This is a genomic window from Hasllibacter sp. MH4015, from assembly GCF_020177575.1.
GTDB lineage: Bacteria > Pseudomonadota > Alphaproteobacteria > Rhodobacterales > Rhodobacteraceae > Gymnodinialimonas.
This window is the reverse complement of the sequence record NZ_JAHTBK010000001.1, coordinates 1,559,154-1,583,500: the sequence shown is the minus strand read 5'-3', so window position 1 is coordinate 1,583,500 and position 24,347 is coordinate 1,559,154. Positions and strand designations below refer to the sequence as shown.

The window sequence follows — 24,347 nt, the reverse complement described above, 5'->3', positions numbered from 1 at the left end:
CCGCCAATGACCTTCGCCTCCCGCATCACGCGCACGCCCATCGCCCATGTGCCCGAGAGGGGGGCGGAGGCGTTGGCTCATCTCCATGGCCCACCCGGGGAGATTGCGGAGTTGATCGAAGGAACGGCTGGGTCATCACCCTATCTGGCGGGACTGATCGCGAAGGAAGGGCATTGGCTGTCCCACGCGCTTGACGATACACCGGAGGAGGTGATTGCCGCCCTGATCGCGGAAACCGGCACGTTGGACGCAAGCACGCTCGACACCGGATTGCGAAAGCTGAAGCGACGTGCGGCCCTGATCGTGGCCCTGTGCGATTTGGGCGGGGTCTGGGCGCTAGGCACGGTCACCCAAGCCTGGAGCGATTTTGCCGATGCCTGCGTGGCGGCGGCGTTGGCGATCCAGGTGGCCAAGATCGCGAAACGCGGAAAGATCCCCGGCCAGACCGAGGAAGACGCCTTGCGCGACGGGGCGGGGATGGTGGCGCTCGCCATGGGCAAGATGGGCGCGGGGGAGTTGAACTATTCCTCAGACATCGACCTGATCTGCCTGTTCGACGAAAGTCGCTTCGATGGCCCGGCGGAGGAGATGGAGGCGCGCGCAGGCTTCATCAAGGCGACCCGCGCCATGGCCGCCAGCCTCAACGACGTGACGGGGGAGGGGTATGTGTTCCGCACCGACCTGCGCCTGCGCCCGGACCCGTCCGTGACGCCGGTCTGCATCTCCATGGCGGCGGCGGAACGGTATTACGAGGCGGAGGGGCGGACCTGGGAACGCTCCGCCTATATCAAGGCGCGTGCGGCGGCGGGCGACGTGGCGGCGGGCGCGCGGTTCCTCGATACGCTGACGCCGTTCGTGTGGCGCAGGCACCTGGATTTTGCGACCGTGGCCGAGACGATGGATATGCGCCAGCGGATCAAGGACCACAAGGGATTGCACGGGGACGCGCTTGAGGGGCGTAACCTGAAACTGGGGAAAGGCGGCATTCGGGAAATCGAGTTTTTCGCCCAGACCCGGCAATTGGTGGCCGGTGGGCGCGATCCGGGCCTGCGCCAGCGGCGCACCGTCAAGGCGCTGGCGGCGCTCGCGCGAGCCGATTGGATCACCCGCGATGTGGCCGGCGAATTGGCCGATCACTACGCCCACCTGCGAGAGGCGGAGCATCGGGTGCAGATGATCGACGATGCCCAGACCCACACTTTGCCGAAATCACCAGAGGGCTTCGATCGCCTGGCCCGGTTGAGCGGGCAGGGTGACACCGTCGCCTATTGCGCGGAATTGCGGGAGCGGATGGCGGCGGTCGCAAAAATCACCGGCGATCTCTACGCAACCAAGACCCGCGCGCAGGCCGCGCCGGATTTGAGCGATGCGGCCCGCGATGTCGTGGCACGCTGGCCCGGATATCCGGCATTGCGGTCACCGCGCGGGCAGGAGATTTTTGAACGCCTCAAGCCCGATCTTCTGGCGCGCCTGGCCCAGGCCGCCAAGCCCGAGGAGGCTTTGTCGAATTTCGACGGCTTCCTGCGGGGCCTGCCCGCGGGCGTGCAGTTGTTTTCGCTCTTCGAGGCGAACCCGAGCCTGATCGACCTGATCGGGGATATCTGCACCACGGCCCCGGCGCTGGCGACTTATCTCAGCCGCAATTCCGGGGTTCTGGACGCGGTTCTTGACGGGCAGTTCTTCGCGCCATGGCCCGGCGCGGACGGGCTGGCAGAGGATCTGGGCCAAACGCTCGCCCCGCTGGATTACGAGGCGCAGCTGGACGCGGCGCGGATCTGGCAAAAGGAATGGCATTTCCGGATCGGGGTTCACATGCTGCGGGGCCTGATCGGTGCGGGCGAAGCGGCGGCGCAGTATTCCGACCTGGCGCAAGCCGTCGTGGCCGGGCTTTGGCCGTCTGTCTGTGCCGATATCGGGCGGCGCCACGGGCCCGCGCCGGGACGCGGTGGCGTCGTGCTGGCCATGGGCAGCCTCGGCGCGTCGGAAATGACCGCCCTGTCTGACCTAGACCTGATCGTGATCTTCGATGCCCAGGGCGTGGAGATGACCGAAGGCCGCCGCCCGCTGGACCCACGCGGCTGGTTCGCGAAGGCCACCAAGGCGCTGATCACGGCGTTGAGCGCGCCGACGGCGGAAGGCAAGCTTTACGACGTCGACATGCGCCTGCGTCCCTCGGGCGGGCAGGGGCCGGTCGCTACGGCCTTGAGCGCGTTCGAGCGGTATCAGCGTGAAGAGGCGTGGACGTGGGAGCATATGGCGCTGACCCGTGCGCGGGTCGTGGCGGGCGATGCGGGCCTTGCGGCGGATGTGGAGGCGGTGCGCTGCGCCGTGATCGCGGGCCGCAGGGGCGCGCGGGACGCGATATTGCAAGACGCCGCCGATATGCGCGCGCGGCTGGGGCAGGCGGGGCGCGCGGGTTCAACCTGGGCGGTGAAGGACGGCCCCGGCGGGACGCAGGATATCGCGCTGTTGAGCCAGGCGCTGGCCCTTGCCGCCGGTGCGCCCGACCGTCGACCGGCGGAGCAGTTGCATGCGGCGTGTGGCGCGGGCCTGATCGACACGGAAAGCGCGGATGCGTTGAGCGCCACGCACACCCTGTTTCGCCGCCTTCAACAGGGCGCGCATCTTCTCAGCGCCGGACCGCTCAGGGCCGACACGCTTGGTGCGGGCGGGCGTGCCTTCCTCGTTCGGCTCACGGAAATGACGGACGCGGACGCTTTGGTGACGCAGTTGGACACATCCCGCGCCGATGCTGCCACTAGGATCGCCCACATCATGCCCGATGCCGCGAGTGATCCCTGATGGCCGACAAGGACCCGATCGACCCCAAGAACCTGATCCGGGAGGCGTTCCGCATCGACGGGATCACTGCGGCGGAGTGTCGGTCCATCTTCGTGGATTGGGCGTTGAGCCACGGGCAAGCCGATCACCTTCCCGCGATCCGCGCGTTGTTGGCGCGCCACGCGGGCGATCCGGCGGATCACCCCATGAAGGCGGTTCTGGAAGAAGGGCTGCTCTCCAGCCCGATGCCCAAGCGGCGCGGCGGGCGCGCGGCCCGCGTGGCGCGCGATTAATCCCCGCCCTGCCGGACGATATACCGGGTCTGGTAGGTGACGGGCTGCGGGTCTGAAATCTCCAGCCGGTCGTCCTCCAACGCCTCAATTGTGGGGTATAGGCCGGGCGTCGGGCCCGGATCATCCGCCGCCCGCAAGACAATTTCTGCCATCGCCGCGTGCAAGGCCTCGATGTCGCGCGCGGGCGCGATCAGGGGGGTGAAGTCCAGCGAATCGAGCCGCGCGCAGGCCTCGGGCCGACAGGCGACGCGGATCACCATCGGCTCGGCCCAGATACCCGGAACCACGCCGGACCGCGCGCCGACCTGGATGGCCATGCCGTTGACCTGCGGCCCCCCATCCTCGGGCGTCAGGACAAGGTTCGGATTGCTCTGGGGCCGCCGGGTGAACGACACCTCGGCCTCCCCCAGATGGGTCTCGATGGCGTCTTGCAACGCTTGCTCCACATCGTAGAGGCGACCGCGTGACTGGGGGGCGACCCACAGATGCGGCAGGGTGACGATGCGCCGGTGGGTCAGGTCGGAGATGTCTTGCGGCAGCACCACAGGCGCGCGGTGCGGGTCGTCGGCAAGCGCAAGCTCCAAGTCCTCGACCTCGTCCCGCGTCAAGTCTTCCCTCACCAACTCAACCGATACGGCAAAGGGCCGAAGGGGCCCCAGGTCCATGCGTCGGGGCGAACAGAAGGCGTAATCCGCCACGATCTGCGCATCTTGCACCACCCAGATGATCTTGCCCGGCCGCTGTGTCGTGCCTGTGCAATAAAGCGGCACGTGGGCGTTGCCGGTGAACGCATCGATCAGGCGTGTGCCGTAGAACCCGATACGCAAACCTTCGGGCAGGGCGGCCATGTCCAGCTCGAACCACCCGTCCGCCCCGTCTTGAAACACCACAAGATCGGGCGTGCCTTCGTCGGCGCTCAGCATGGGGCCGAGTTCGACCTGCGGCAGGTTGGCCAACGCCCGTGCATCGCGCAGCGCCGTCACCGATTGCCGTGGCCCCCCGGCCAGCGCCACGATGGCCACGATCAGCGCCACGCAAATCGCGCCGATCACGGCAAGGCGCATCACGCCCGTTCGCGGGCCGCATGGGTGCCGCGTTCCCGGTACGGTGTGGTGTCGTAATGGGCGCGGTAGCATTTGGAAAAATGCGAGGGAGAGGCAAAGCCACAGGCCAGCGCCACGTTGATGACGCTCATATCCGTCTGCATCAGCAGGTTTCGCGCCTTACCCAGACGCAATTCCATGTAATACCGCTTGGGGGAGCGGTTGAGGTAGCGCCGGAACAGCCGCTCCAACTGCCGGGTCGACATGCCGACATCCTGCGCAAGCTGTGCGGGGCTGATCGGCTCCTCGATATTCTGCTCCATCATCCGGATGACCTGCCCCAGCTTGGGGTGGCGCACGCCGATCCGGGTGGGGATCGACAGGCGCTGCGTGTCCTGATCGGTGCGGATGGAGGAATAGATCAACTGATCGGCCACGAGGTTGGCCAGATCCTCCCCCTGATCCTGGGCGATCAGCTTCAGCATCAGGTCGATGGAGGCGGTGCCCCCGGCAGTTGTAATCCGGTTGCCGTCCACGACGAAGACCGATTTGGTCAGCGTGACCTCTTCGAATTCCTCGGTGAAGCTGTCCTGGTTTTCCCAGTGGATCGTGGCCCGCTTGCCGTCCAGAAGACCGGCCTTGGCCAGCGTATAGCCCGCGGTGCACAGCCCGCCGATGACCGGACCCTTGCGTGCCTCGCGGCGCAGCCAGCTGAGCATGCGTTTGGTCGTGGCACCGGCCACGTCGATGCCGCCGCAAACGAGGATCGTATCGTCGCGGTCGAATTCCTCCAGATCGCTGTCGAGCCGGAACCAGATCCCGGCGGAGCTTTGGGCGTGTTCGCCACCTTCGCCGGCAAGGGTCCAGGAATAGATCTCGGAGCCGGACATACGGTTGGCGATCCGCAACGCCTCGACGGCGGAGGAAAGGCAAAGCATGGTGAATTGGTCCAGCAACACGAAGACGAACCGCTTCGGCCCGTCAGTATTGCGCGTCCGTGCCGGTGCATTGGACATCCGATGTCTCCCTTGGGGACGGTCGCATCGTTGCTTGTGCGCCTTGTTCGCCCCGGCTCCACCGAAAGCACCAATTTATCGCCCGCGCAATCCCGAAATCATCGCATTTGCGGGATTGGAAGCCATGCGGGCCTTGTGTATGGAGGGGGCCGATCCTTGGAAATGGAGACGACCATGACCGCCGCAACCACCTGGACGAAAGCCGATTGGCGCCGCAAAGAGCGGATTCAGATGCCAGATTACCTCGATCAGGGCGCTCTGAATGCCGTGGAGGCTCAGTTGAGCCAGTATCCGCCGCTGGTTTTTGCAGGCGAGGCACGCAGGCTGAAACAGGAATTGGCGGCCGTGGCGCGTGGCGAAGGCTTCCTTTTGCAGGGCGGCGATTGCGCGGAAAGCTTCGCGGAATTCTCCGCCGACAACATCCGTGACACGTTCAAGGTCATGCTCCAGATGGCCATGGTCCTGACCTATGGCGCGAAGGTGCCGGTGGTGAAGATCGGGCGCATGGCGGGCCAGTTCGCCAAGCCGCGTTCCGCCCCTACGGAGGTGAAGGATGGGGTGGAGTTGCCGTCCTATCGCGGCGACATCATCAACGAGCTGGACTTCACCCCCGAGGCGCGGATCCCGAACCCGCAGAAGATGTTGCAGGCCTATACCCAGGCGGCGGCGTCCCTGAACCTTGTGCGCGCCTTCTCCTCCGGGGGCTATGCCGACATTCACCACGTCCATTCCTGGACCCTCGGCTTCACCGATGGCGATGACGCCGCGAAATATCGCGATATGGCCAACCGTATCCAGGATGCGTTGGACTTCATGACCGCCGCGGGCCTGACATCCGAGACCAACCACGAATTGTCGGCGGTGGATTTCTACACCTCCCACGAGGCGTTGTTGCTGGAATACGAGGAGGCGCTTTGCCGACTGGACTCCACGTCCGGCAAATGGCTGGCGGGATCGGGCCACATGATCTGGATCGGCGATCGCACCCGGCAACCCGACGGCGCCCATGTGGAGTTCTGCAAGGGCGTGCAGAACCCGATCGGCATCAAGTGCGGCCCGTCGATCACGCGTTCCGACCTCAAGGAATTGCTCGACACCCTGAACCCGAACCGGGAAGCGGGGCGGATCGTGCTGATCAACCGCTTCGGCGCGGGGGCCGTGGGCGATCACATGCCCAAGCTGATCCGCGCGGTCGAGGAGGAGGCGCATCCCGTCGTTTGGTCCTGTGACCCGATGCACGGCAACACGATCAAGTCCGACAGCGGCTACAAGACCCGGCCGTTCGAAAGCGTGCTGCGCGAGGTGCAGGAATTCTTCGCCGTCCACCGGGCGGAGGGCACGATCGCCGGGGGCGTGCATTTCGAGATGACAGGCAAGGACGTGACCGAATGCACCGGTGGCGTACGGGCCGTGACCGACGAGGATCTGTCAAGCCGGTATCACACCGCCTGCGATCCGCGCCTGAACGCGTCGCAATCCCTCGAACTGGCGTTCCTTGTGGCGGAAGAGCTGTCGTCGAGCCGTGAGGCGCTGCGCGCGACGGCCTGAGAAACGGCGGCTGGCCGGATCAGGCCAGCCCGCCTTCGATCACCCGGAATGTCGGGCGTTGTCCGGTCAGGCACTGAACATCGTCCTGCGGCGCTGTATCGACCCCGCGCGCGATCCGCACCTGGGGGCGCATCCGCTCCGCCAAAGGTGCGTTCTCAAGGATGCTGCCCACTTCCGGGATGTCCAGCGTGTGGCATCCATTGACGAGGAAGCGCCCGCGAATGTCCGAGAGATACGGCGTCATGGACGGACGTTCGGAGTAGACGGCCAGCGCCCGTGTCAGCGCGCCGCGCGTGTCGGTCAGGGGGAGGATGGCCATCGTCGCCTCCGCCGTCGCGCCGGTGCGTTCCATCCGCGACAGCGACAACAGGCTGACATTAGGGGTGGTCATCGCCGCCTCCGCCGCGGCCATAGCGAATGCGCGGTCATCCAGCTCGAACAGCGCCCGGAACGGCATGCCGCGCAATTCCATGCCGAGACGCATGGAGATCGTGGCCCCTGTCAGGCGCATCCGGATCGTGCCCGCGCGGGGCCGTTCCAGCACGCAGATCCGCGACAGGTGACGGGCCATGGCGGCGGGCTGCAATTCCACCCGGCCGGGGGCCGTGCGCCCCGCCCGCACCTCGTCCCAATAGCGCAGGACGCTGGTCAGGCGTGTGTCGAGCGTGGGCAGATTGCGGGCTGTGCCGGTCTGTATGGTCATGGCTCTGGCTCCTCGGCGATTGCCGTCAAACTTGTTCCCGCCCCCGCGGAAGGACGGGGGCTGCGCCGTTGATCGGTTGACGCCGGACCCGCTTCCTGTCCCTTTTCGTATATAACGCATAAAATTGTCGGCAGCAGGGGGAGTCTGGCCAGTTGGTTAATCGTGGGGGGGCGGAAATTGGCCGGTAAGGGCATTGCATCCATGACCGCGTTCGCAGCGGCGGAAGGGGACGACGGCGCATCCGCCTGGACGTGGGACATGCGCGGCGTCAACGGACGGGGACTGGACCTGCGCCTGCGTCTGCCGGACGGGTTCGGTGCGCTGGAGGTGCCGTTGCGTGCGGCGCTCGGCAAGGCGCTGGCGCGCGGCAACGTCACGGTGAACCTGAAAGTCACGCGCACCAAGGGGGCCGGGGGCGGCATGCTGGACCCCGATGCCCTGGGCGCTGTTCTACACGCCATGGCCGAGGTGGAGGCGCGCGCGGCGGATGCGGGCCTGCACCTCGCCCCCAGCGACGCGTCCGGTATCCTGGCGCAGCGGGGTGTTTGGGACATCCGTGAGGTGGCGGCGGCCCCTGATCTCGCCGCCCTGATGGCCGAGGCCGAGCACCTGATCGCCGCCTTCGTCGCCATGCGGCGCGCCGAGGGGGCCGCCTTGGCCGAGGTGATGGAGGCGCAACTGACCCGCATCGCGGACCTGACGGAAGCTGCCGCCGAAAGCGCCACCGCCCGCGCCGCCGCCCAGGGTGAGCGACTGAAGACGCAGGTATCCGCCCTGCTGGAGACCACGGATATCGTCGATGAGGGGCGGCTGGCCCAGGAACTCGCCGTGCTGGCCGTGAAGGCCGATGTGACGGAGGAGATCGACCGCCTGCGCGCCCACGTCACCGCAGCGCGCGATCTGATCGCGGGTGGTGGGCCGGTTGGGCGCAAGCTCGATTTCCTGATGCAGGAATTCAATCGGGAGGCGAATACTCTGTGTTCGAAATCCGGCGACGCCGGTCTGACCGCCATCGGGCTTGACCTGAAACTGACCATAGATCAGATGCGCGAGCAGGTTCAAAATGTGGAGTGAGCATGGCTGAAACGACGCGACGCGGCCTTCTGATCATCCTGTCTTCGCCGTCGGGCGCGGGCAAATCCACGCTGGCGCGTCGCCTGATGGGATGGGACCCGACGCTCAGCTTCTCGGTCTCCGCCACGACCCGCGCACCGCGCCCGGGCGAGGTTGATGGGCAGGATTACCACTTTATCGACGATAGCGGTTTTCGGTCCCTTGTCGCCTCCGGCGAGATGCTGGAACATGCCCACGTGTTCGGAAACTTCTACGGCTCCCCCATGGGCCCCGTTGCAAAGGCCATCGACGCGGGCCGCGACGTTCTTTTCGACATTGACTGGCAGGGCGCGCAGCAGATCCAGAAAAGCGTGCTGGCCCCGCACGTCTTGTCGATCTTTATCCTGCCGCCCTCCATCGCCGAATTGCGCCGCAGGCTGGAGGCGCGGGGGCAAGACGGGCAAGACGTGATCGCCAAGCGCATGCAGAAAAGCTGGGACGAGATCAGCCATTGGGATGGCTACGATTATGTACTGGTCAATGACGATCTGGACGCGACCGAAGGCCACCTGAAATGCATCATCGAGGCCGAGCGGATGAAGGCCGCACAGCAACCGGCACTGATGGACCATGTCCGCAAGTTGCAATCGGAATTCGAGGAAACGCCATGATTTACGCGCTGGACGGCACAGCCCCGACGATTGCGGACGATACCTGGATCGCACCGGATGCCAATGTCATCGGCAACGTCGTGGTCGAGGCGGGCGGCAGCGTCTGGTTCGGCTGCACCCTGCGCGGCGATAACGAGGTGATCCGCGTCGGTGCGGGCTCCAACGTGCAAGAAAATGTGGTCTGCCACACTGATCCCGGGTGTCCCCTGTCGATCGGTGCCGATTGCACGATCGGCCACAAGGCGATGCTCCATGGCTGCACGATCGGTGACGGCTCTCTGATCGGGATGGGGGCCACGGTGCTGAACGGCGCGGTGATCGGCGCGGGCTGCCTGATCGGGGCGGGCGCGCTGATCCCGGAGGGAAAGGTGATCCCGGACGGGTCGCTTGTGATGGGGATGCCGGGCAAGGTCGTGCGAGACTTGGATGACGCCGCGCGCCAGGGCCTTCTACAATCAGCGGAACATTACCGCCAGAATATGCGCCGGTTCCGTGGTGGACTGTCCGCCATCGCCTAGGCGCCGTCAGGCTGTGGACATGCGCAGCGTATCGCCATCGGCCACGTAATTGATCGTCAGCCCCAGCGCCTCCGCCGCCAGAAGCAACAGGGGGAACTGCGCCTCCGCCGCGCGGACGGGGCGGCTATCGGCAGGCTCCGCAAGGCGCAGGCGGCTCCACAGGCTTTCCTCCACGCTCAGCCGCGCGCCGGTCGCCGTCAGCTCCCAATGGCCATCGGCCCGCGGCTCGATCGAGACGGACCCACCCATCGGCAGCGCGCTTTCGGCGCAAAGCAGCATCAGGAAGGCGAGCTTGGTCTCCTGTCGCGTGCGATCCCCCGTGGCCCCCCAACGGGCGTCGATCCGGCTTTGGTGGAAATAACCATCGACCGCCTGCTTGGCCTCCCTCTGGCTGGTGGTCTGCCCTTCCGATGCGCCGCCAAAGGCAAGGCGGAACAGGCGAATACGCGCCTCCGCCGCGCGCACGGCATCGCGGATCAGATCGACTTCCGGGCCATCGGCCTTTCCCGTCATCTCCAGCAATTCGACGCCATTGCCTATGGCGCCCAACGGGTTAACTAGATCGTGGCACAGCCGCGACGCCACGAGGTCCGCAAGGCTGAGGCTCGAATCCGTCAAGACGTCACGCATGGCAAATGGGTCCTTCGCAAATGGACAAAGACAATTCCGCTGCCGCCGACATCACGGCGATCCTGGAACCCGGCATGTATGTGCGTCTTCCCGCGGCACCCGATTGGGGGCTGGGGCAGGTGCAATCGAATATCGGGGGCAAGGTCACGGTCAATTTCGAGCACGAGGGCAAAGTCGTGCTGGACGGACACAAAGCGGCTTTGGTCATCGACGATCCCTCCTGATCCTTTGGCCGTTCGTAGCGCACAGTGGTTAACAGGGGCTTAACGTTCACGTCACCGGCGCGTCCAGCCTCCCTTGCGGATGGTTGCAAACAGGCGATGTCCTGCTAAACCGCGCCGAAAGGATGGGCCGCTTTCATGCAACTCGATGAGCCGCATTTCGAATTGCGCCTGGCGCGCGATGCGGCCGATCTGCGCGCCGCGCAGGCGCTGCGTTACGCGGTGTTCGTGGAGGAACTGGGCGGCGATGGCGCGCTGGTGGACCACGATGCGGGGCTGGAGGCGGACCGCTTCGATCCCTATTTCGACCACCTCCTCCTCCTGGACCACCGCCGCGCAGAGGGCGACCGGGTCGTGGGCGTCTACCGCGTGATGGGCGAAAACGGAGCGGCGCGGGCCGGGCAATATTATTCCGAGGATGAATACGACCTCGATGCGCTGCGCCGCTCGGACCGGACACTCCTGGAACTGGGCCGGTCCTGCGTCCATGCCGATTATCGCGGTGGCACGGCGATGATGCATCTATGGAATGGCCTCGCCGCCTATATCGCGGAGCAGGGGGTGGAGGTGATGTTCGGCGTCGCGTCGTTCCATGGCACCGATCCGGCGCCGCTGGCCCATCCGCTGTCCTTCCTGCACCATCGCCACCTTGCCCCGGCCGACATCCGGCCCCGCGCCCGGGTCGATGGGTTTCAGGCCATGGACCTCGTGGCCGAGCGGGACCTTGACCGCGTCGCGGCCAGCCGCGCGATCCCCGCCCTCATCAAGGCCTACCTGCGCCTTGGCGGCTTCGTGGGGCAGGGGGCCTTCATCGACCGTCCCTTTAACTGCATCGACGTCTGCCTTGTGATGGATGTCGCGCGCATGTCCGACCGGCACCGGGCGATCTACGCACGGGGACCTGGGAAATGAGTGATCGGTGGGAAGGGGTGCCGACGCCAGAGCCGCGGGCGATCGGCCCGGCGGATTGGCCACGCATCCTCTTCCGCGTCACGCCCTTGGCGATCGTGCTGCTGATCTGCTTTCCGCTTCTGTTGATCCTTCGGGTGCCGGAGCGGCTGATCTGGGGCCTGCATCGCCCGATCACGCCCTTCCTCACGCAATTCGTCTGCAATGTCGCGTGCCGCTGCCTCGCCCTGCGCCGGACCGTGACCGGCACGCCAATGCAGCGACCGGGCGCGTATGTCGCCAACCATGTCAGCTGGCTGGACATCTTCGTGCTGAACGCGGGCAAACGGCTCTATTTCGTGGCCAAGTCGGAGGTGTCGGGCTGGGGCGGCATCGGCTGGCTGGCGCGCGCGACGGGCACCGTTTTCATCCGCCGCAACCGGGCGGAGGCCGCCGTTCAGGCCAAGTTGTTCGAGGATCGCCTGATGGCCGGCCATCAACTCCTCTTCTTCCCCGAAGGCACGTCGACCGACGGGATGCGGGTCCTTCCGTTCAAGACGACCCTTTTCGCGGCCTTCTTCGCAGACCGCCTGCGCGACACGCTGGCAATCCAGCCCGTGACCCTGCGCTATACCGCGCCCCCGGGCGCGCATCCACGCCATTACGGGTGGTGGGGAGACATGGATTTTGGGCCGAGCCTCATGCAGATCCTCGCCACGCCGGGCCGCGGGCGAGTAGAGGTGATCTATCACACGCCGCTGCCCGTGGCGGAGGCGGAGACGCGCAAGACCCTAGCCGCCGCCGCAGAGGCTGCGGTGCGCGCGGGCATGGAACGCTAGGGTTCAGTCGAGCGGCGCGATCAGCGCCTGCAACGCGTCAAGCGGATCATCGGCGCGCCAGATCTCCGGCCCGATGGCGAAGAAATCCGTAACCGGGGCAAGGCGTTCGATCAGGGCCGCATCAAGCGCCCCCTCGGCCACCACGGGCAATTCGATCATCTGCGACCACCACGCGAAAAGGTCGTGTTCGGCGCGGGTACCATCGCCCAGATCCGTCTCACCCACCGGTCCGAAGCTGATGTAATCCGCCCCGCTTTCGCCCGCGTTCATGCCGTCATGGCTGGACGCATTGCAGAAACTGCCCAGGATCGCATCGCCCCCCAGCGCCTTGCGGCTGGCCCGCACCGACCGCGCGGCATCGGTCAGGTGCACACCGTCAAGGCCCAGGCGTTCGACCAGCTGAACATGGCGTTCGATCACCAGGGGCACGTCCCTTGCATGGGCGATCTCCCGGCATTGATCGGCGGCGCGCGCGATCAGCCCCTCGTCGCTTTCCGCAAGCGCCAGGCGCAGGCAGGCGATGTCAACGGCGTCAAGGATGCGCGCAAGCTCCGGGCCGAACACCTCCGCCTCGAAGGCAGGCGGCGTGATGAGGTAGATTTGCGGGCGGTCCGGATCGGCCAAGGCAGACCCTCCTTGCAATCAAGTCAGTCGTTGCGCGCTGATAGCCTCTGGTCGGGGCTTGGGCAATGGTGCGCATCTTGCCCCCGGTGACGCGCGCTTGTATGGCCCCGCCATGTCCGATCCGCGCCCCCGTAAATCGCCCGCCTTCGTCCTTGTCCGTCCGCAGATGGGCGAGAATATCGGTGCCGCGGCGCGAGCCATGTGGAACTTCGGGCTCGATCATATGCGCGTGGTCGCCCCGCGCGACGGCTGGCCCAACGAACGCGCCGTGGCCCTGGCCTCCGGCGCCGGTCGGGTGCTCGACCATGCGGGGCTGTTCGAGGATGTCCCGGCAGCACTCTCCGATTGCACTTACGTCTTCGCCACCACGGCCCGCGAACGGGGCATGACCAAACCCGTCGTCACGCCCGAGCGCGCGATGGAGCAGGCGCGCGCCATCACGGCTGAGGGCGGCAAGGTCGGTATCCTTTTCGGACCGGAACGCGCGGGCTTGGAAAACGCCGACATCGCCTTGGCCAATGCCATCATCTCCGTCCCCGTGAACCCGGATTTTCCGTCCCTCAACCTCGGCCAATGCGCCTTGCTCTGCGCCTATGAATGGCGGCGGCAAACGGCGGAGGTCGCGCCGGAGATCATGGACCTTGCCAAGACCGAATTCGCCACGGGGCAGGAGGTTGAGCGGCTGGCGCAGCATTACGAGGAACGGCTGGAGGAGGCCGGGTTCTTCTGGCCCGAGGTCAAGGCCGACAGCATGAAACTGACACTCCGCAACCTCTGGGGGCGTCTGCCGCTCACCCGCGCGGATGTGCAGGTCCTCCACGGGATCATGCGCCAGATGGTGCGATGGGCGGAAAGACGGCGCGACCGGTCCGGGCGCAGCGACTGACGGGGCCCCGGCCGCCCCGCCTGCACAAGTGTCGCGGACGCTTGAAGGGGCGCGTGGCGCGCGATAGGTCTGGCGAAAGACGCAAAAGGGGCGCGCCATGGCAGGCCAGCGAAGCATTTTTGAAGAGGTCGACACGGCCCGGAAACCCGCCGCGACCCCCGGCGGGGTCAGTGGCGACCGGGGTCGGGGCCGCCGCCGCGTGCGCGCCTTAATCCTCATTCTCTTCGTGATGGTCGTGGTGCAGATCGTCATCGGCGGTCTGACCCGTCTGACCGACTCGGGCCTGTCCATCACCGAATGGGCGCCCATCACCGGCGCGATCCCCCCGCTGGATGAGGCCGCGTGGGAGGCTGAGCTGGAGGCCTATCGCGCCACCACCGAATACCAGGAACAGAACCGCGGCATGACGCTTGCCGAGTTCAAGGTGATCTATTGGTGGGAATGGGGCCACCGGCAATGGGCGCGGGTCATCGGGCTGGTCTGGGCCGTGGGGTTTGTCGGGCTTCTGGCGACGAAATCGGTGCCGACGGGCTGGACCGGGCGGCTGTTGCTTCTGGGTGCTCTTGGCGGTGTGCAGGGCGTGGCGGGCTGGTGGATGGTCCATTCCGGCCTCGCGCCGGGGATGTTCGACGTCGCATCCTACCGCCTCGCCGTGCATCTGGGCCTCGCCTTCCTCATCCTCGGGCTGATGGCGTGGTACATCATGGTCCTTGGCCGGGCGGAGGCGGAGTTGATGACCGCGCGCCGGGACGGCGACCGCAGGCTTTTCGGCATGGCCACAGGCGTGCTGCACCTGACGGCTCTGCAAATCCTGATCGGCGCGCTGGTGGCGGGTATCGATGCGGGGCGCAATTACATCGACTGGCCCCTGATGGCCGGCGCCTTCACGCCGCCCGACATGTGGGCGCTGGAGCCGTGGTATCGCAACCTGTTCGAGAATGACGGGACGGTGCAGTTTTTCCATCGGATCACGGGCTACCTGCTCCTGGCGCTCGGCATCGGCGCATGGCTGGCAGCGCGACGCTCCGCCCGATCCGCGACAAGGCGGGCGTTCGACTGGATGGCGGTGATGCTGTTCGGCCAGATCGTCCTTGGTATCGTGACCGTCATGCATTCCTCGCCCTGGTATCTGGCGATCCTGCATCAGATTGGCGCGGTAGTCCTGATCACGCTTATCCTGCGCGCGCGCTTCCTGGCGCGCTATCCACGTCCACAATCCGTTAGGGGTGCGTGAGCCATGCCTGCACTTGATGATCTGCTTGCCTTCAACCGCCAGACGGAGGCGCTTGGCCAGGTGATGGGCCGTTTGGGCTGGGATCAGGAGACCATGATGCCGCCCGGTGCCGCCGATCAGCGGGGGGAGGAGATGGCGGCACTGGAAGGCGTGCTGCACGCGCGGCGCACCGATCCGCGTGTGGGGGAGTGGCTGGCCAATGCCACGCCGCGCAACGAGGCCGAAACCGCCCAGCTGCGGGAGATCACGCGCAGCCACACTCGCGCCGTGAAGGTACCTGCCGCCTTGGCCGAGGAATTGGCGCGGGTCACGTCGCTCAGCCAGGGGATCTGGGCCAGGGCCCGCGCCGCGGACGATGTGGCGGCCTTCCTGCCGACGCTCAAACAGGTGGTCGATCTGCGGCGCGAGGAGGCGGCGGCCATTGCCGACGGGGGCGATCTTTACGATGCGTTGTTGCAGGATTATGAGCCCGGCACCTCTGCGGCGGATATTTCGGCGCTGTTTGACCGGATGCGTCCACGCCTTGTGGCGCTGCGGGATCGGCTGGCGGGGGCGGAACAACCCGCGCCGCTTGACGGTCAATTCGCCGCCGACGCCCAATTGGCGCTGAGCGCGGAGATCGCGGGCACTTTCGGCTATTCCTTCGACAATGGCCGGATCGACCTGGCCGTGCATCCTTTCAGCTCCGGCTCGGGCACGGATGTGCGGATCACGACGCGCGTGGATGAGGGGGAGCCATTGGGCTGTCTCTATTCCACGATCCACGAGGTCGGCCACGCCACGTACGAGCAGAGTATCGCGCCGGAATTCCGGTTGAGCGCGCTCGGGCAGGGCGTGTCGATGGGGGTCCATGAGAGCCAGAGCCGCATCTACGAAAACCAGCTTGCGCGCTCGGCCCCGTTCACACGGTTCCTGCACGGGCGGATGGAGGCCCATTTCGGTGCGCTGTCCGCCGGGCCGGAGGACTTTGCGCGGGTCATCAACCGGGTGGAGACGGGCTTTATCCGGACGGAAGCGGACGAGGTGCATTACAACCTCCACGTCATGCTGCGCTTCGATCTGGAGCGGCAATTGTTCGGCGGTGCGCTTGAGGTCGAGGACCTTGAGGAGGCCTGGAACGCGCGCTTTGCGTCGGATTTCGGGATGAAAGTGGACAAACCGTCAAACGGCGTGCTGCAAGATGTGCATTGGTCCGTGGGGCTGTTCGGCTACTTCCCGACCTACGCGCTTGGGAACGTCTATGCGGGCTGCCTGAACAAGGCGTTGCGCCGCGATGTGCCGGATCTGGATGCGCAGCTGGAGGCCGGTGACCCATCGGCGGCGCTGGAATGGCTGCGAGAGAATTTGCAGCGCCATGGCGGCTTGCGGACGCCGCGCGCGACGATAATGCACGCAACGGGTGGCGAGATCAGCGAAGCACCGCTGTTGGATTACCTCGATGCGAAATACGGCGCGCTGTTTGGGGTTTGAGAGGCGGTTGCAAGGTCGCAACCCCTATCTATGTATCTGGAAACGCGCAATATTCTCACCAAGGTTTACCATTCGTTAACCCTTGTGAAGCGGGCTCAACGGGCAAGCGGTTCCGGCCTCTGGGGGTCTCATCCCGGGCTTGCGGCGGTCAAGTCCAGGTCGGTGGGCGCTTTTCGAGGAAGGCGTTGATCCCCTCGTCCGTATCGCGGTTAAGCATGTTTTCGACCATCACGTCTCCGGTAAGCGCATAGGCCTCCGCCGTGGTGAGTTCGGCCTGTGCATAGAAGGCCTGCTTTCCGACGCGAACGGCAGAGCCGAGTTTGGCGGCGATGGTCTCGGCAAGCTCGGTTGTGGATGCGTCCAGATCGTCGGCGGGCGCGGTTCGGTTTATGAGGCCAGCGGCCTGCGCCTCGTGCGCCGTCAGGAATTTCCCAGTCGTCAACATCTCGAACACCTGCTTGCGATGCATGACCCTGCTGAGTGCGACCATGGGCGTGGAGCAGAAGAGGCCGATATTGACGCCGTTGACGCCGAATTTCGCATCCTCCTCCGCCACCGCCAGATCGCAGGACGCGACAAGCTGACATCCGGCCGCGGCGGCGAGGCCGTGAACTTGCGCGATGACGGGCTGGGGCAGGCGGGGGATCGTCTGCATCAAACGTGCGCAGCGGTCGAACAGGTCCTTCCACGCAGCGGCGCCATTGTCGTCTGATTGCCGTGCGGCCTGCATTTGCTTGAGGTCATGGCCCGCGCAGAACGCGCGGCCTGCGCCTTTCAGGACGATGACCTTTTGCGTGGCCTCGGTTTCGAGCGCATCGAGCGCCGATTGCAGGGCGGCCAGCATCTCATCACTCAGCGCATTGAGGTTCTTGGGCGAATTGAGCGTCAGATGGGTAATGGCGCCGTGATCGTCGCGCAGGACGAGGGGGTCGGATGACATGGGCGCGCCTCCCTTGCGCTGGCCGTGGGCTTTGGCGAAAGGTAGCGGGCAAGTGTGAGGGGGGAAAGGCCATTGACGGTAAAGATGAACGCCGCAGAGATCGCGACCTACCTCGATGAGGTGTTCCCGCAGGTGCGCGGCGATTTCGTGATCGAGGACGTGGCCGACCGCGCCGTGCGCGTGCGCATGCCGGTGGCTGAGCGGCATTTGCGCCCCGGCGGGACGGTGTCAGGCCCTGCCATGTTCGCGTTGGCCGATGTGTCGGTCTATATCGCGGTCCTTGCCATGACGGGCCGCGAGGCCTTGGCCGTGACCACTGGCGGGTCTTTCGATTTCATGCGCAAACCCGCGGCGGGCGTTGATCTGATCTGTGAATGCCGGTTGCTGAAACTGGGGCGCGTGTTGGCGGTGGGCGAATGCTTGCTGTTCTCCGAAGGGATGGCGGAGCCGGTCGCGCGGATGTCGATGACCTATTCGATGCCGCCGGGATAGGTGGGTCGTCACAAAAGGAGCGGCTGACGCCGCATTCGATTTGTAAGTTTGGGGGGCTCTGCCCCCCATCGCTTGCGCGACTCCCCCCGGGATATTTCTGGCACATGGAAGAGGGGCGCTCAGATGGCGCCGCGATGGAGTTCCGTCACGCGGATATCGTCGGTCTCAAACGCGGCGCGCAGGACGGGCAGGGCGGCATGGGGGTGGGTCGCGCCGCACATGAAGATGTCGAAGGCCGCGAGACCGATCTCGGGCCAGGTGTGGCAGGAGATGTGGGATTCCGCCAAGATCGCCATGGCCGTGACACCCTGGGGCGAAAAGCGATGGGCATGGAGGCTCAGCAGCGTGGCACCGGTGGCCTTTGTCGCATCGCGCAGGGCCTGTTCGATATGCGGCTGATCGTCGAGGTGGCGCGCGCCATGCAGATCCACGATGAGGTGGGTGCCCGCATATGTCGTGCCGTCTTTGCGCGTGAGGTGGGTGTCGGTCATGGCGGGGTCTATGCGTCAGGGTGCGTGGCGAGGGCAAGGGGGGCGGTTTTGCGGTACATTGGGGTCCAGAAAGATGGGGTAAAATAAAACCCCATACGTAAGGCATTGTTTTCGTTGGAAGAGGGTGGAGTTATGGCGCTTGACGCGGGCGCAGAGATGCGTAGAACACGCCCATGTTCGGGGGGCACAGGCCCCTCTTTCGTTTTTCTAGGCCGGATCGGCCCCCGTAAGGAAACGTCGAAATGAAAACTTTCTCTGCCACGCCGGCGGATATCGACAAGAAATGGATCCTGATCGACGCCGAAGGCATCGTTCTGGGCCGTCTTGCGTCGGTCATCGCCACGCGTCTTCGCGGCAAGCACAAGGCCACGTTCACGCCGTCCATGGATATGGGCGACAATGTCATCGTCATCAACGCCGACAAGGTGCAGCTGACCGGCAACAAGCGCGACAAGCCGAATTACTGGCACACCGGGTATCCGGGCGGCATCAAGTCCCGCACCACCGGCCAGATTCTGGAAGGCGCCCACCCCGAGCGGGTCGTCATGCAGGCCGTCAAGCGCATGCTGCCGGGCAACAAGCTGAGCCGTCAGCAGATGACCAACCTGCGCGTTTATGCCGGTGCCGAGCACCCCCATGAAGCCCAGGATCCCCAGGTTCTCGACGTGGCGTCGATGAACAAGAAAAACACAAGGGACGCGAAATAATGTCCGAGACCCTCTCCTCGCTCGATGAGCTGAAAGGCGCAGTGGACGGCGCAGATGCCGCCGCACCCGCCGCCGTTGAAACTATCCACCGGGAGCCGCAGCGCGACGCGCTTGGCCGCTCCTACGCGACCGGCAAGCGGAAGGATGCGGTCGCCCGCGTCTGGATCAAGCCCGGTTCCGGCAAGATGGTTGTGAACGGCAAGGACATGCCCGACTATTTCGCGCGTCCGGTTTTGCAGATGCTGCTGCGTCAGCCCTTCACCGTGGCCGGTGTCGATGGCGAGTTTGACGTGATGGCAACCGTCAAGGGCGGTGGCCTGTCGGGCCAGGCCGGTGCGGTGCGCCACGGGATTTCCAAGGCGCTGCAACTCTATGAGCCGTCGCTGCGCGCGGCCCTCAAGGCGGCAGGCTTCCTGACCCGCGACAGCCGCGTGGTGGAACGCAAGAAGTTCGGTCGCCGCAAGGCCCGCCGGAGCTTCCAGTTCTCCAAGCGTTAAGCCGGTCTCAAGCGTCGGAATTCAGCGGGCTGCCCCTTTGGGGTGGCCCGTTTTCTTTTGGCCCCGGGGGACGCGGCAAGAAACCGCCAGCCGCAAGGGGGCCTTTCGGACAGGAAGTGGCCGTGGCTCGCCCGAAAGGCCCTTGGGCGGAGGTGCGCCTTGCCCTGCGCGTGGATCGGGTACGACGATGGGGCGCCTAGGTGTCCAGGTGCGGCGCGCGGCAGTGCCGCCCGGAGCAAAGGGGACACGCGCCATGCCCGATCTGCATATCCCGTCCCAGAGGCCGCGGACCCGGCGCCTGTTTCGTTGCGCGCTTTGCGGGCATCGGTTGCGGTTTGGGTCGTCGCAATGCGGAGCGTGCTGGTCGCGCACGCCGCTTTACAATCGCGTCGGGTTCTATCGGGGGCTTGGCGTGGGCCTTGTCGTCCTGACCGCGCTTGGGTTTCTGATGTCCCTCTGAGCCGCAATCTGACCTTGTGATCCGTGCCGCTTCCGGCGAACGTGGGCCAATGGGGATGGGCAGGATCGGATGAATACGGGTCGTTTGTCGAAAGAGGCGCGCCAGGGGCTGATCACGGTCAGCCCGGCGCTCACCTATGCGCTGATCCTGCTGGCCGCGCCGCTTCTGACGATCATCTTGTTCAGTTTCTGGACCCAGAATTTCCTGACCATCGACCGGACCTTCACCACCGCCAACTATGCCGAGGCGTTGAGCGATCCGCTCTACCGCGCGCTGATGCTGCGCAGCTTACGGATCGCGAGCTTCGTGACGGCGGCGACCGTGATCCTGGCCTTTCCGATTGCCTATTTCATCTCGTTCCACGTGCGGCCCGACAAGAAAGCGTTGTGGCTGTTCCTCATCACGATCCCGTTCTGGACCAGCTACCTGATCCGCATTTTCCTGTGGCGTGTGATCCTGGCCTATGACGGGCCGGTCAACGGCACGCTCCTGGGCCTTGGGATCATCGAGGAGCCGTTGTCATTCATCCTTTATAACGCCAATTCCGTCATCATCACGCTGGCCCATGCCTTCGCGCCTTTCGCGATCCTGCCGATCTTCGTGAGCCTCGAGAAGATCGACCGCTCCCTTCTGGAAGCCGCGCGCGACCTGGGGGAGGCGACGGCGATGACCTTCTTCCGCGTTACCCTGCCGCTGGCCATGCCCGGCGTTCTGGCCGCGATCCTGATCGTTTTCATCCCGACGGTGGGCGATTACGTCACCCCGCGGCTGGTGGGGGGCTCGGGCGGCACGATGATCGCCAACATGATTTACGTGCAGATCTTCGATCTGTCGAACCGGCCCATGGGGGCGACGCTGGCGGTGCTGGCCATGCTGACGGTCACGATCACGCTGGCGTGGTTCATCTTGCATATCCGGTTCTGGGTGCATCTGTCGGACCGCGTGGGCGGCGGCGTGGCGGGGCTGGCCCTTGCAGCCCTCGCCGCACTTGTCGACATCGCCATCGTACGCTGGGTCTTCGTCCATGGACCGGATTGGTTCGGCCCCGCCGGATCGCTGGGCGTTCTGGCGGCGATCATGGGGGGTGGTGCGATCCTGATCGCGATCTTCCTGCCCAAGGGGAGGTGGGGGATATGAGGCGCCTGACCCCGCTCACCGCCTTCGCGGTCCTGTACCTGGTGTTCCTCTATGCGCCGATCATCCTGCTGCCGCTTTTCGCGTTCAACGACGGCACGGTGATCGCCTTCCCCTTGCAGGGCTTCACCACCGACTGGTTCTATCAACTGGCCAACACGCCCGACCTGATCGAGGCGACGGGCAATTCGCTGGTGATCGCGGTATCGGTGTCGATCCTTGCCACCTGCCTGGGCCTTTTCGCCGCGCGGGCGGCCACGCGGCATACCTTTCCGCTCAAAGCCGGGATCATGGGGTTCATCATGCTGCCGCTGGTCCTGCCGGAGGTGATCGTGGCGATCTCGCTTCTGCTGACCTTGTCGCAACTGGGCCTCGGCACCTCGATCTTCACGATCATCCTCGGCCACACGCTTTTGTGCATGCCGTTCGCCATCGCGATCCTGCAGGGCAGTTTCCAGGGCCTCGACCAGAGCCTGGAGGAAGCCGCGATTGACCTGGGGGAGACCCGCGCCTCCACCTTCCGGGTCATCATCTTGCCGCTGGTCCTGCCGGGCATCATCGCGTCGATGCTGATCTGTTTCATCATCTCGCTCGACGAATTCATCATCGCCTTCTTCCTCAGCGGCAACGAGCCGACCTTGCCCGTCTATATCTGGAGCCAGTTGCGTTTCCCCGGCCGGGTCCCTGTCATCATGGCGCTCGGCACCTTGCTGGTGGCGCTGTCGATCGTGCTTCTGATCGTGGCGGATGCGTTCCGCCGTTGGGGGCAGGCCCGTATGGGGCAAAGCAAGTCCGGAGGATTCCTGTGACCGACAATCCGCTGATCGCAATGCGCGATGTGCAGAAATATTACGGCGAGTACCACGCGTTGCGCGGCATCACGGCGGAGATCGGTGCGGGAGAGTTCTTCTCGCTGCTCGGGCCGTCGGGCTGCGGCAAGACCACGCTTCTGCGCGCCATTGCGGGGTTCGAGGATATCTCGGGCGGGACCATCACCCTGTCGGGGCAGGATATGGCCGGCGTGCCGCCGAACAAGCGCCCCACCAACATGGTGTTCCAGAGCTACGCGATTTTCCCGCATCTGAGCGTGGAGCAGAATGTGGGCTTCGGCCTGCGCCGGTCCGACATGTCGAGCGCGGAGAAGACGCGCGCGATCGGGGCGGCGTTGGAGATGGTGGGCCTGGGCCATCTGGGCAAACGCGCGGCCCATGCGCTCTCGGGCGGGCAGCGGCAGCGCGTGGCGCTGGCCCGCGCGCTGATCCTCAAACCCAAGGTGCTGCTGCTCGATGAGCCACTCTCCGCGCTCGATCGCAAGATGCGCGAGGAGATGCAGGTGGAGCTGATGAAGCTCCAGCGCGAGGTCGGGATCACCTTCATCCTCGTGACCCACGACCAGGAGGAGGCGCTGGTCATGTCCGACCGCATCGCGGTGATGTTCGAGGGCGAGATCGCGCAGCTGGACGATCCCGAAGTGCTGTATCGCAGGCCCGCCACCAAGCGGGTGGCCGATTTCATCGGGGTGATGAATTTCCTGCCCGCCACGGCAGAGGGGACAACGCTGGACGTGCGCGGCCTTGGCGCGGCGACGGTGGCTTCGGCGCAGATGCCCGGCGGTCCGGTTTCGGGGCCGTGCAGCGTGGGGCTGCGGCCCGAAACATTGTCGATCCTGCACGGGTCGGAGGCCGCCCCGGCGCGGGAGGCAAACGGCGTGATCGACGAGGTCGTCTATTACGGGGACATGACCTATTACGACGTCCGGCTGGAAGGGGCGGAGGCACCGGTGCGCATTTCCATGCGCAACGTGGTGGGCCGCGACGTGCTGGATGTGGGCGCGTCGGCCCGGGTGGCCTGGGATCCCCGCGCGATGGTGGTGTTCCCCGACTGAGCGATGGGGCTGCGGCAGCGGGGTGCTCCCGCATCTGCCTCGGCCTTGCGGCCTTGCGTCATTTGGGCCGCGCGCGCCGGGGGCCGCAGGCGGCCCGTCGGCGCGGGCCGTGGCGTTGCGCGCAAGTTCCGGGCCGTGGGGCCTGTGGTGAGTGCGGGATGCCTCCGGCGGGGATATTTTTGGCACATGGAAGACGGGGCGCGCAGCGGGACCGGGCCGGGGCCGGGTGGCTCAGGCGCGGTGTCGGAGACGGTAGCGGGTGACGCCATGGTCCAGATCGTCGGTGCCGAGCAGATCATGGCCCTGTTCGGCGCAGAAATGCGGCACGTCAATCCGGGCGGCGGGATCGGTGGCGAGCAGGTGAACCTGCGCCCCCGGGCCCGCCTTGGCGAGCGCCTTACGCAGGCGCAGGACGGGCAGGGGGCAAAGCAGGTCGCGCGCGTCGATCTCAATGGGTGTATCCATGGGCGGAGGGGTAGTGCGGGATTTCGGGCACGTCCACGGGAATGTGACCCCTTGGCCCCGTGACGGCACGCGCGGCGCGCACTAAGGGTTGAACATGTTCGGGATTGATCTGTTCGATGCGTCGCTTCTGCCCGCGATGCTGGTGGCGCTGGCCGCCGGTGTGCTGAGTTTCCTCAGCCCCTGCGTGTTGCCGATCGTGCCGCCCTACCTCGCCTATATGGGCGGGATCACGATGAACGAGATCCGAGACGAGGCGCAGCAGGCCAGGCGCAAGGCGATCCTGCCAGCCCTGTTCTTCGTGCTGGGGCTGTCGACCGTGTTCATCTTTCTTGGGTTCACCGCGTCAATCCTTGGGCAGTTCTTCTTGCAAAACCAGGTGTTGCTGGCGCGGATTTCGGGCGCGGTGGTGATTGTCTTCGGGCTGCACTTCCTCGGCATCATCCGGATCCCGCTGCTGGACCGGGAGGCACGGCTGGATGCGGGCGACAAGGGCGGCTCCACCCTAGGGGCTTACGTCCTGGGCCTTGCCTTCGCCTTTGGCTGGACGCCATGCATCGGTCCGCAACTGGGCGCGATCCTGTCGATTGCCGCGACGGAGGCGAGCGTGCAGAAGGGAACGGCGCTGCTTGCGGTCTATGCCGTGGGGCTCGGCCTGCCGTTCCTGCTGGCGGCGGCGTTCATCGACCAGGCGCAGGGGCTGATGGCGCGAATGAAGCGGCATATGAAGCTGATCGAGCGGATCATGGGCGTGCTTCTGATCGCGGTCGGAACGGCGCTGATGACCGGCGCCTTTTCTGCCTTTGCCTTCTGGCTGCTGGAGACGTTCCCCGCTTTGGGTCAGCTTGGCTGATCTGCCCT

At 65.7% G+C, this 24,347-nt stretch carries 28 protein-coding genes; 20 read left to right on the top strand and 8 right to left on the bottom strand.

Features of this window, described 5'->3' with window-relative positions:
* Positions 1 to 6 precede the first annotated feature (6 nt).
* Both KUW62_RS08290 and KUW62_RS08285 read left to right on the top strand, forming a co-directional pair.
* On the top strand, positions 7 to 2,802 hold the full coding sequence (locus tag KUW62_RS08290) for a glutamine-synthetase adenylyltransferase (protein WP_224815019.1): 2,796 nt from the start codon (positions 7 to 9) through the stop codon (positions 2,800 to 2,802).
* On the top strand, positions 2,802 to 3,074 hold the full coding sequence (locus KUW62_RS08285; RefSeq protein WP_224815018.1) for a hypothetical protein: 273 nt from the start codon (positions 2,802 to 2,804) through the stop codon (positions 3,072 to 3,074). The genes KUW62_RS08290 and KUW62_RS08285 overlap by 1 nt, the downstream gene beginning before the upstream one ends.
* Here the strand turns inward: KUW62_RS08285 and KUW62_RS08280 are convergent.
* On the bottom strand, positions 3,071 to 4,138 hold the full coding sequence (locus tag KUW62_RS08280; RefSeq protein ID WP_224815017.1) for a hypothetical protein: 1,068 nt from the start codon (positions 4,136 to 4,138) through the stop codon (positions 3,071 to 3,073). The two genes, KUW62_RS08285 and KUW62_RS08280, sit on opposite strands and share 4 nt — an antisense overlap.
* Positions 4,138 to 5,133, bottom strand: coding sequence for a GlxA family transcriptional regulator (locus KUW62_RS08275; RefSeq protein WP_224815016.1), 996 nt, complete (start codon positions 5,131 to 5,133; stop codon positions 4,138 to 4,140). Before KUW62_RS08275 ends, KUW62_RS08280 begins: the two co-directional genes overlap by 1 nt.
* 174 nt (positions 5,134 to 5,307) lie before the next feature.
* Here KUW62_RS08275 and KUW62_RS08270 point away from each other — a divergent pair, with 174 nt between their 5' ends.
* Complete coding sequence (locus tag KUW62_RS08270; RefSeq protein ID WP_224815015.1) at positions 5,308 to 6,681, top strand: class II 3-deoxy-7-phosphoheptulonate synthase; 1,374 nt, start codon at positions 5,308 to 5,310, stop codon at positions 6,679 to 6,681.
* Positions 6,682 to 6,700: 19 nt separating this feature from the next.
* Here KUW62_RS08270 and KUW62_RS08265 read toward each other — a convergent pair whose 3' ends face one another.
* Complete coding sequence (locus KUW62_RS08265; RefSeq protein ID WP_224815014.1) at positions 6,701 to 7,384, bottom strand: PAS domain-containing protein; 684 nt, start codon at positions 7,382 to 7,384, stop codon at positions 6,701 to 6,703.
* Positions 7,385 to 7,585: 201 nt separating this feature from the next.
* On the opposite strand from KUW62_RS08265, the gene KUW62_RS08260 reads away from it, so the two are divergent.
* Genes KUW62_RS08260 through KUW62_RS08250 form a run of 3 tightly spaced genes read left to right on the top strand, consistent with a single transcriptional unit; the run spans position 7,586 to position 9,626 of the window.
* Positions 7,586 to 8,458 carry a YicC/YloC family endoribonuclease gene (locus KUW62_RS08260; RefSeq protein ID WP_224815013.1) on the top strand — a complete coding sequence of 291 codons (873 nt, stop codon included), beginning with the start codon at positions 7,586 to 7,588 and terminating at the stop codon, positions 8,456 to 8,458.
* Positions 8,459 to 8,460: 2 nt separating this feature from the next.
* A complete protein-coding gene (gene gmk / locus KUW62_RS08255) occupies positions 8,461 to 9,108 on the top strand; it encodes a guanylate kinase (protein ID WP_224815012.1) in 648 nt (215 codons plus the stop codon).
* Positions 9,105 to 9,626: a gamma carbonic anhydrase family protein gene (locus tag KUW62_RS08250; RefSeq protein WP_224815011.1), complete on the top strand. Its 522-nt coding sequence runs from the start codon at positions 9,105 to 9,107 to the stop codon at positions 9,624 to 9,626. The genes gmk and KUW62_RS08250 overlap by 4 nt, the downstream gene beginning before the upstream one ends.
* A gap of 6 nt (positions 9,627 to 9,632) precedes the next feature.
* Here KUW62_RS08250 and KUW62_RS08245 read toward each other — a convergent pair whose 3' ends face one another.
* Positions 9,633 to 10,256 (bottom strand): histidine phosphotransferase family protein, encoded by a 624-nt coding sequence (locus tag KUW62_RS08245; RefSeq protein WP_224815010.1) that lies wholly within the window; start codon positions 10,254 to 10,256, stop codon positions 9,633 to 9,635.
* A 20-nt stretch (positions 10,257 to 10,276) separates the two neighbouring features.
* Between KUW62_RS08245 and KUW62_RS08240 the strand changes: the two genes are divergently transcribed.
* The 3 genes from KUW62_RS08240 to KUW62_RS08230 all read left to right on the top strand — a co-directional run bounded on the left by KUW62_RS08240 (position 10,277) and on the right by KUW62_RS08230 (position 12,204).
* The gene (locus KUW62_RS08240) at positions 10,277 to 10,480 is read left to right on the top strand and encodes a DUF3553 domain-containing protein (protein WP_224815009.1); all 204 of its coding nucleotides are present in this window, start codon (positions 10,277 to 10,279) and stop codon (positions 10,478 to 10,480) included.
* Positions 10,481 to 10,615: 135 nt separating this feature from the next.
* The gene (locus tag KUW62_RS08235; RefSeq protein WP_224815008.1) at positions 10,616 to 11,389 is read left to right on the top strand and encodes a GNAT family N-acetyltransferase; all 774 of its coding nucleotides are present in this window, start codon (positions 10,616 to 10,618) and stop codon (positions 11,387 to 11,389) included.
* Complete coding sequence (locus tag KUW62_RS08230; protein ID WP_224815007.1) at positions 11,386 to 12,204, top strand: 1-acyl-sn-glycerol-3-phosphate acyltransferase; 819 nt, start codon at positions 11,386 to 11,388, stop codon at positions 12,202 to 12,204. Before KUW62_RS08235 ends, KUW62_RS08230 begins: the two co-directional genes overlap by 4 nt.
* A gap of 3 nt (positions 12,205 to 12,207) precedes the next feature.
* On the opposite strand, the gene KUW62_RS08225 is transcribed toward KUW62_RS08230, so the two are convergent.
* Positions 12,208 to 12,828, bottom strand: a complete 621-nt coding sequence (locus KUW62_RS08225) for a thiamine phosphate synthase (protein ID WP_224815006.1) — start codon at positions 12,826 to 12,828, stop codon at positions 12,208 to 12,210.
* 112 nt (positions 12,829 to 12,940) lie between these two features.
* On the opposite strand from KUW62_RS08225, the gene KUW62_RS08220 reads away from it, so the two are divergent.
* The 3 genes from KUW62_RS08220 (at position 12,941) to KUW62_RS08210 (ending at position 16,418) form a co-directional block, all read left to right on the top strand.
* Positions 12,941 to 13,714, top strand: coding sequence for an RNA methyltransferase (locus tag KUW62_RS08220; RefSeq protein WP_224815005.1), 774 nt, complete (start codon positions 12,941 to 12,943; stop codon positions 13,712 to 13,714).
* Positions 13,715 to 13,811: 97 nt separating this feature from the next.
* Entirely contained in the window at positions 13,812 to 14,948 is a 1,137-nt protein-coding gene (ctaA, locus tag KUW62_RS08215; protein ID WP_224815004.1) for a heme A synthase, read from the top strand.
* Positions 14,949 to 14,951: 3 nt separating this feature from the next.
* A complete protein-coding gene (locus KUW62_RS08210; RefSeq protein WP_224815003.1) occupies positions 14,952 to 16,418 on the top strand; it encodes a carboxypeptidase M32 in 1,467 nt (488 codons plus the stop codon).
* A 148-nt stretch (positions 16,419 to 16,566) separates the two neighbouring features.
* On the opposite strand, the gene KUW62_RS08205 is transcribed toward KUW62_RS08210, so the two are convergent.
* Positions 16,567 to 17,358 carry an enoyl-CoA hydratase gene (locus tag KUW62_RS08205; RefSeq protein WP_224815002.1) on the bottom strand — a complete coding sequence of 264 codons (792 nt, stop codon included), beginning with the start codon at positions 17,356 to 17,358 and terminating at the stop codon, positions 16,567 to 16,569.
* An 84-nt stretch (positions 17,359 to 17,442) separates the two neighbouring features.
* Between KUW62_RS08205 and KUW62_RS08200 the strand changes: the two genes are divergently transcribed.
* Complete coding sequence (locus tag KUW62_RS08200) at positions 17,443 to 17,850, top strand: PaaI family thioesterase (protein WP_224815001.1); 408 nt, start codon at positions 17,443 to 17,445, stop codon at positions 17,848 to 17,850.
* A gap of 119 nt (positions 17,851 to 17,969) precedes the next feature.
* Here the strand turns inward: KUW62_RS08200 and speD are convergent, their stop codons facing one another.
* Entirely contained in the window at positions 17,970 to 18,341 is a 372-nt protein-coding gene (speD, locus tag KUW62_RS08195) for an adenosylmethionine decarboxylase (RefSeq protein ID WP_224815000.1), read from the bottom strand.
* Between the two features lie 242 nt (positions 18,342 to 18,583).
* Between speD and rplM the strand changes: the two genes are divergently transcribed.
* The 6 genes from rplM to KUW62_RS08165 all read left to right on the top strand — a co-directional run bounded on the left by rplM (position 18,584) and on the right by KUW62_RS08165 (position 23,024).
* Positions 18,584 to 19,048 (top strand): 50S ribosomal protein L13, encoded by a 465-nt coding sequence (gene rplM, locus KUW62_RS08190; RefSeq protein ID WP_224814999.1) that lies wholly within the window; start codon positions 18,584 to 18,586, stop codon positions 19,046 to 19,048.
* The gene (gene rpsI / locus KUW62_RS08185) at positions 19,048 to 19,545 is read left to right on the top strand and encodes a 30S ribosomal protein S9 (protein ID WP_224814998.1); all 498 of its coding nucleotides are present in this window, start codon (positions 19,048 to 19,050) and stop codon (positions 19,543 to 19,545) included. The genes rplM and rpsI overlap by 1 nt, the downstream gene beginning before the upstream one ends.
* 253 nt (positions 19,546 to 19,798) lie before the next feature.
* Positions 19,799 to 20,005, top strand: coding sequence for a hypothetical protein (locus KUW62_RS08180; protein ID WP_224814997.1), 207 nt, complete (start codon positions 19,799 to 19,801; stop codon positions 20,003 to 20,005).
* A gap of 69 nt (positions 20,006 to 20,074) precedes the next feature.
* Positions 20,075 to 21,142 (top strand): ABC transporter permease, encoded by a 1,068-nt coding sequence (locus tag KUW62_RS08175; RefSeq protein WP_255598723.1) that lies wholly within the window; start codon positions 20,075 to 20,077, stop codon positions 21,140 to 21,142.
* Entirely contained in the window at positions 21,139 to 21,948 is an 810-nt protein-coding gene (locus tag KUW62_RS08170; RefSeq protein WP_224814996.1) for an ABC transporter permease, read from the top strand. Before KUW62_RS08175 ends, KUW62_RS08170 begins: the two co-directional genes overlap by 4 nt.
* 20 nt (positions 21,949 to 21,968) lie before the next feature.
* The gene (locus KUW62_RS08165; protein WP_224817073.1) at positions 21,969 to 23,024 is read left to right on the top strand and encodes an ABC transporter ATP-binding protein; all 1,056 of its coding nucleotides are present in this window, start codon (positions 21,969 to 21,971) and stop codon (positions 23,022 to 23,024) included.
* 231 nt (positions 23,025 to 23,255) lie between these two features.
* Here KUW62_RS08165 and KUW62_RS08160 read toward each other — a convergent pair whose 3' ends face one another.
* Entirely contained in the window at positions 23,256 to 23,489 is a 234-nt protein-coding gene (locus tag KUW62_RS08160; protein ID WP_224814995.1) for a sulfurtransferase TusA family protein, read from the bottom strand.
* Positions 23,490 to 23,583: 94 nt separating this feature from the next.
* On the opposite strand from KUW62_RS08160, the gene KUW62_RS08155 reads away from it, so the two are divergent.
* Positions 23,584 to 24,339 (top strand): cytochrome c biogenesis CcdA family protein, encoded by a 756-nt coding sequence (locus KUW62_RS08155; RefSeq protein WP_224814994.1) that lies wholly within the window; start codon positions 23,584 to 23,586, stop codon positions 24,337 to 24,339.
* Positions 24,340 to 24,347 lie beyond the last annotated feature (8 nt).

Excerpts from the sequence above, each read along its gene's own strand:
- KUW62_RS08290 (WP_224815019.1), top strand. The coding sequence starts at position 7 with ATGACCTTCGCCTCCCGCATCACGCGCACGCCCATCGCCCATGTGCCC.
- KUW62_RS08285 (WP_224815018.1), top strand. The coding sequence starts at position 2,802 with ATGGCCGACAAGGACCCGATCGACCCCAAGAACCTGATCCGGGAGGCG.
- KUW62_RS08280 (WP_224815017.1), bottom strand. The coding sequence starts at position 4,138 with ATGCGCCTTGCCGTGATCGGCGCGATTTGCGTGGCGCTGATCGTGGCC.
- KUW62_RS08275 (WP_224815016.1), bottom strand. The coding sequence starts at position 5,133 with ATGTCCAATGCACCGGCACGGACGCGCAATACTGACGGGCCGAAGCGG.
- KUW62_RS08270 (WP_224815015.1), top strand. The coding sequence starts at position 5,308 with ATGACCGCCGCAACCACCTGGACGAAAGCCGATTGGCGCCGCAAAGAG.
- KUW62_RS08265 (WP_224815014.1), bottom strand. The coding sequence starts at position 7,384 with ATGACCATACAGACCGGCACAGCCCGCAATCTGCCCACGCTCGACACA.
- KUW62_RS08260 (WP_224815013.1), top strand. The coding sequence starts at position 7,586 with ATGACCGCGTTCGCAGCGGCGGAAGGGGACGACGGCGCATCCGCCTGG.
- gmk (WP_224815012.1), top strand. The coding sequence starts at position 8,461 with ATGGCTGAAACGACGCGACGCGGCCTTCTGATCATCCTGTCTTCGCCG.
- KUW62_RS08250 (WP_224815011.1), top strand. The coding sequence starts at position 9,105 with ATGATTTACGCGCTGGACGGCACAGCCCCGACGATTGCGGACGATACC.
- KUW62_RS08245 (WP_224815010.1), bottom strand. The coding sequence starts at position 10,256 with ATGCGTGACGTCTTGACGGATTCGAGCCTCAGCCTTGCGGACCTCGTG.
- KUW62_RS08240 (WP_224815009.1), top strand. The coding sequence starts at position 10,277 with ATGGACAAAGACAATTCCGCTGCCGCCGACATCACGGCGATCCTGGAA.
- KUW62_RS08235 (WP_224815008.1), top strand. The coding sequence starts at position 10,616 with ATGCAACTCGATGAGCCGCATTTCGAATTGCGCCTGGCGCGCGATGCG.
- KUW62_RS08230 (WP_224815007.1), top strand. The coding sequence starts at position 11,386 with ATGAGTGATCGGTGGGAAGGGGTGCCGACGCCAGAGCCGCGGGCGATC.
- KUW62_RS08220 (WP_224815005.1), top strand. The coding sequence starts at position 12,941 with ATGTCCGATCCGCGCCCCCGTAAATCGCCCGCCTTCGTCCTTGTCCGT.
- ctaA (WP_224815004.1), top strand. The coding sequence starts at position 13,812 with ATGGCAGGCCAGCGAAGCATTTTTGAAGAGGTCGACACGGCCCGGAAA.
- KUW62_RS08210 (WP_224815003.1), top strand. The coding sequence starts at position 14,952 with ATGCCTGCACTTGATGATCTGCTTGCCTTCAACCGCCAGACGGAGGCG.
- KUW62_RS08205 (WP_224815002.1), bottom strand. The coding sequence starts at position 17,358 with ATGTCATCCGACCCCCTCGTCCTGCGCGACGATCACGGCGCCATTACC.
- KUW62_RS08200 (WP_224815001.1), top strand. The coding sequence starts at position 17,443 with ATGAACGCCGCAGAGATCGCGACCTACCTCGATGAGGTGTTCCCGCAG.
- speD (WP_224815000.1), bottom strand. The coding sequence starts at position 18,341 with ATGACCGACACCCACCTCACGCGCAAAGACGGCACGACATATGCGGGC.
- rplM (WP_224814999.1), top strand. The coding sequence starts at position 18,584 with ATGAAAACTTTCTCTGCCACGCCGGCGGATATCGACAAGAAATGGATC.
- rpsI (WP_224814998.1), top strand. The coding sequence starts at position 19,048 with ATGTCCGAGACCCTCTCCTCGCTCGATGAGCTGAAAGGCGCAGTGGAC.
- KUW62_RS08180 (WP_224814997.1), top strand. The coding sequence starts at position 19,799 with ATGCCCGATCTGCATATCCCGTCCCAGAGGCCGCGGACCCGGCGCCTG.
- KUW62_RS08175 (WP_255598723.1), top strand. The coding sequence starts at position 20,075 with ATGAATACGGGTCGTTTGTCGAAAGAGGCGCGCCAGGGGCTGATCACG.
- KUW62_RS08170 (WP_224814996.1), top strand. The coding sequence starts at position 21,139 with ATGAGGCGCCTGACCCCGCTCACCGCCTTCGCGGTCCTGTACCTGGTG.
- KUW62_RS08165 (WP_224817073.1), top strand. The coding sequence starts at position 21,969 with ATGCGCGATGTGCAGAAATATTACGGCGAGTACCACGCGTTGCGCGGC.
- KUW62_RS08160 (WP_224814995.1), bottom strand. The coding sequence starts at position 23,489 with ATGGATACACCCATTGAGATCGACGCGCGCGACCTGCTTTGCCCCCTG.
- KUW62_RS08155 (WP_224814994.1), top strand. The coding sequence starts at position 23,584 with ATGTTCGGGATTGATCTGTTCGATGCGTCGCTTCTGCCCGCGATGCTG.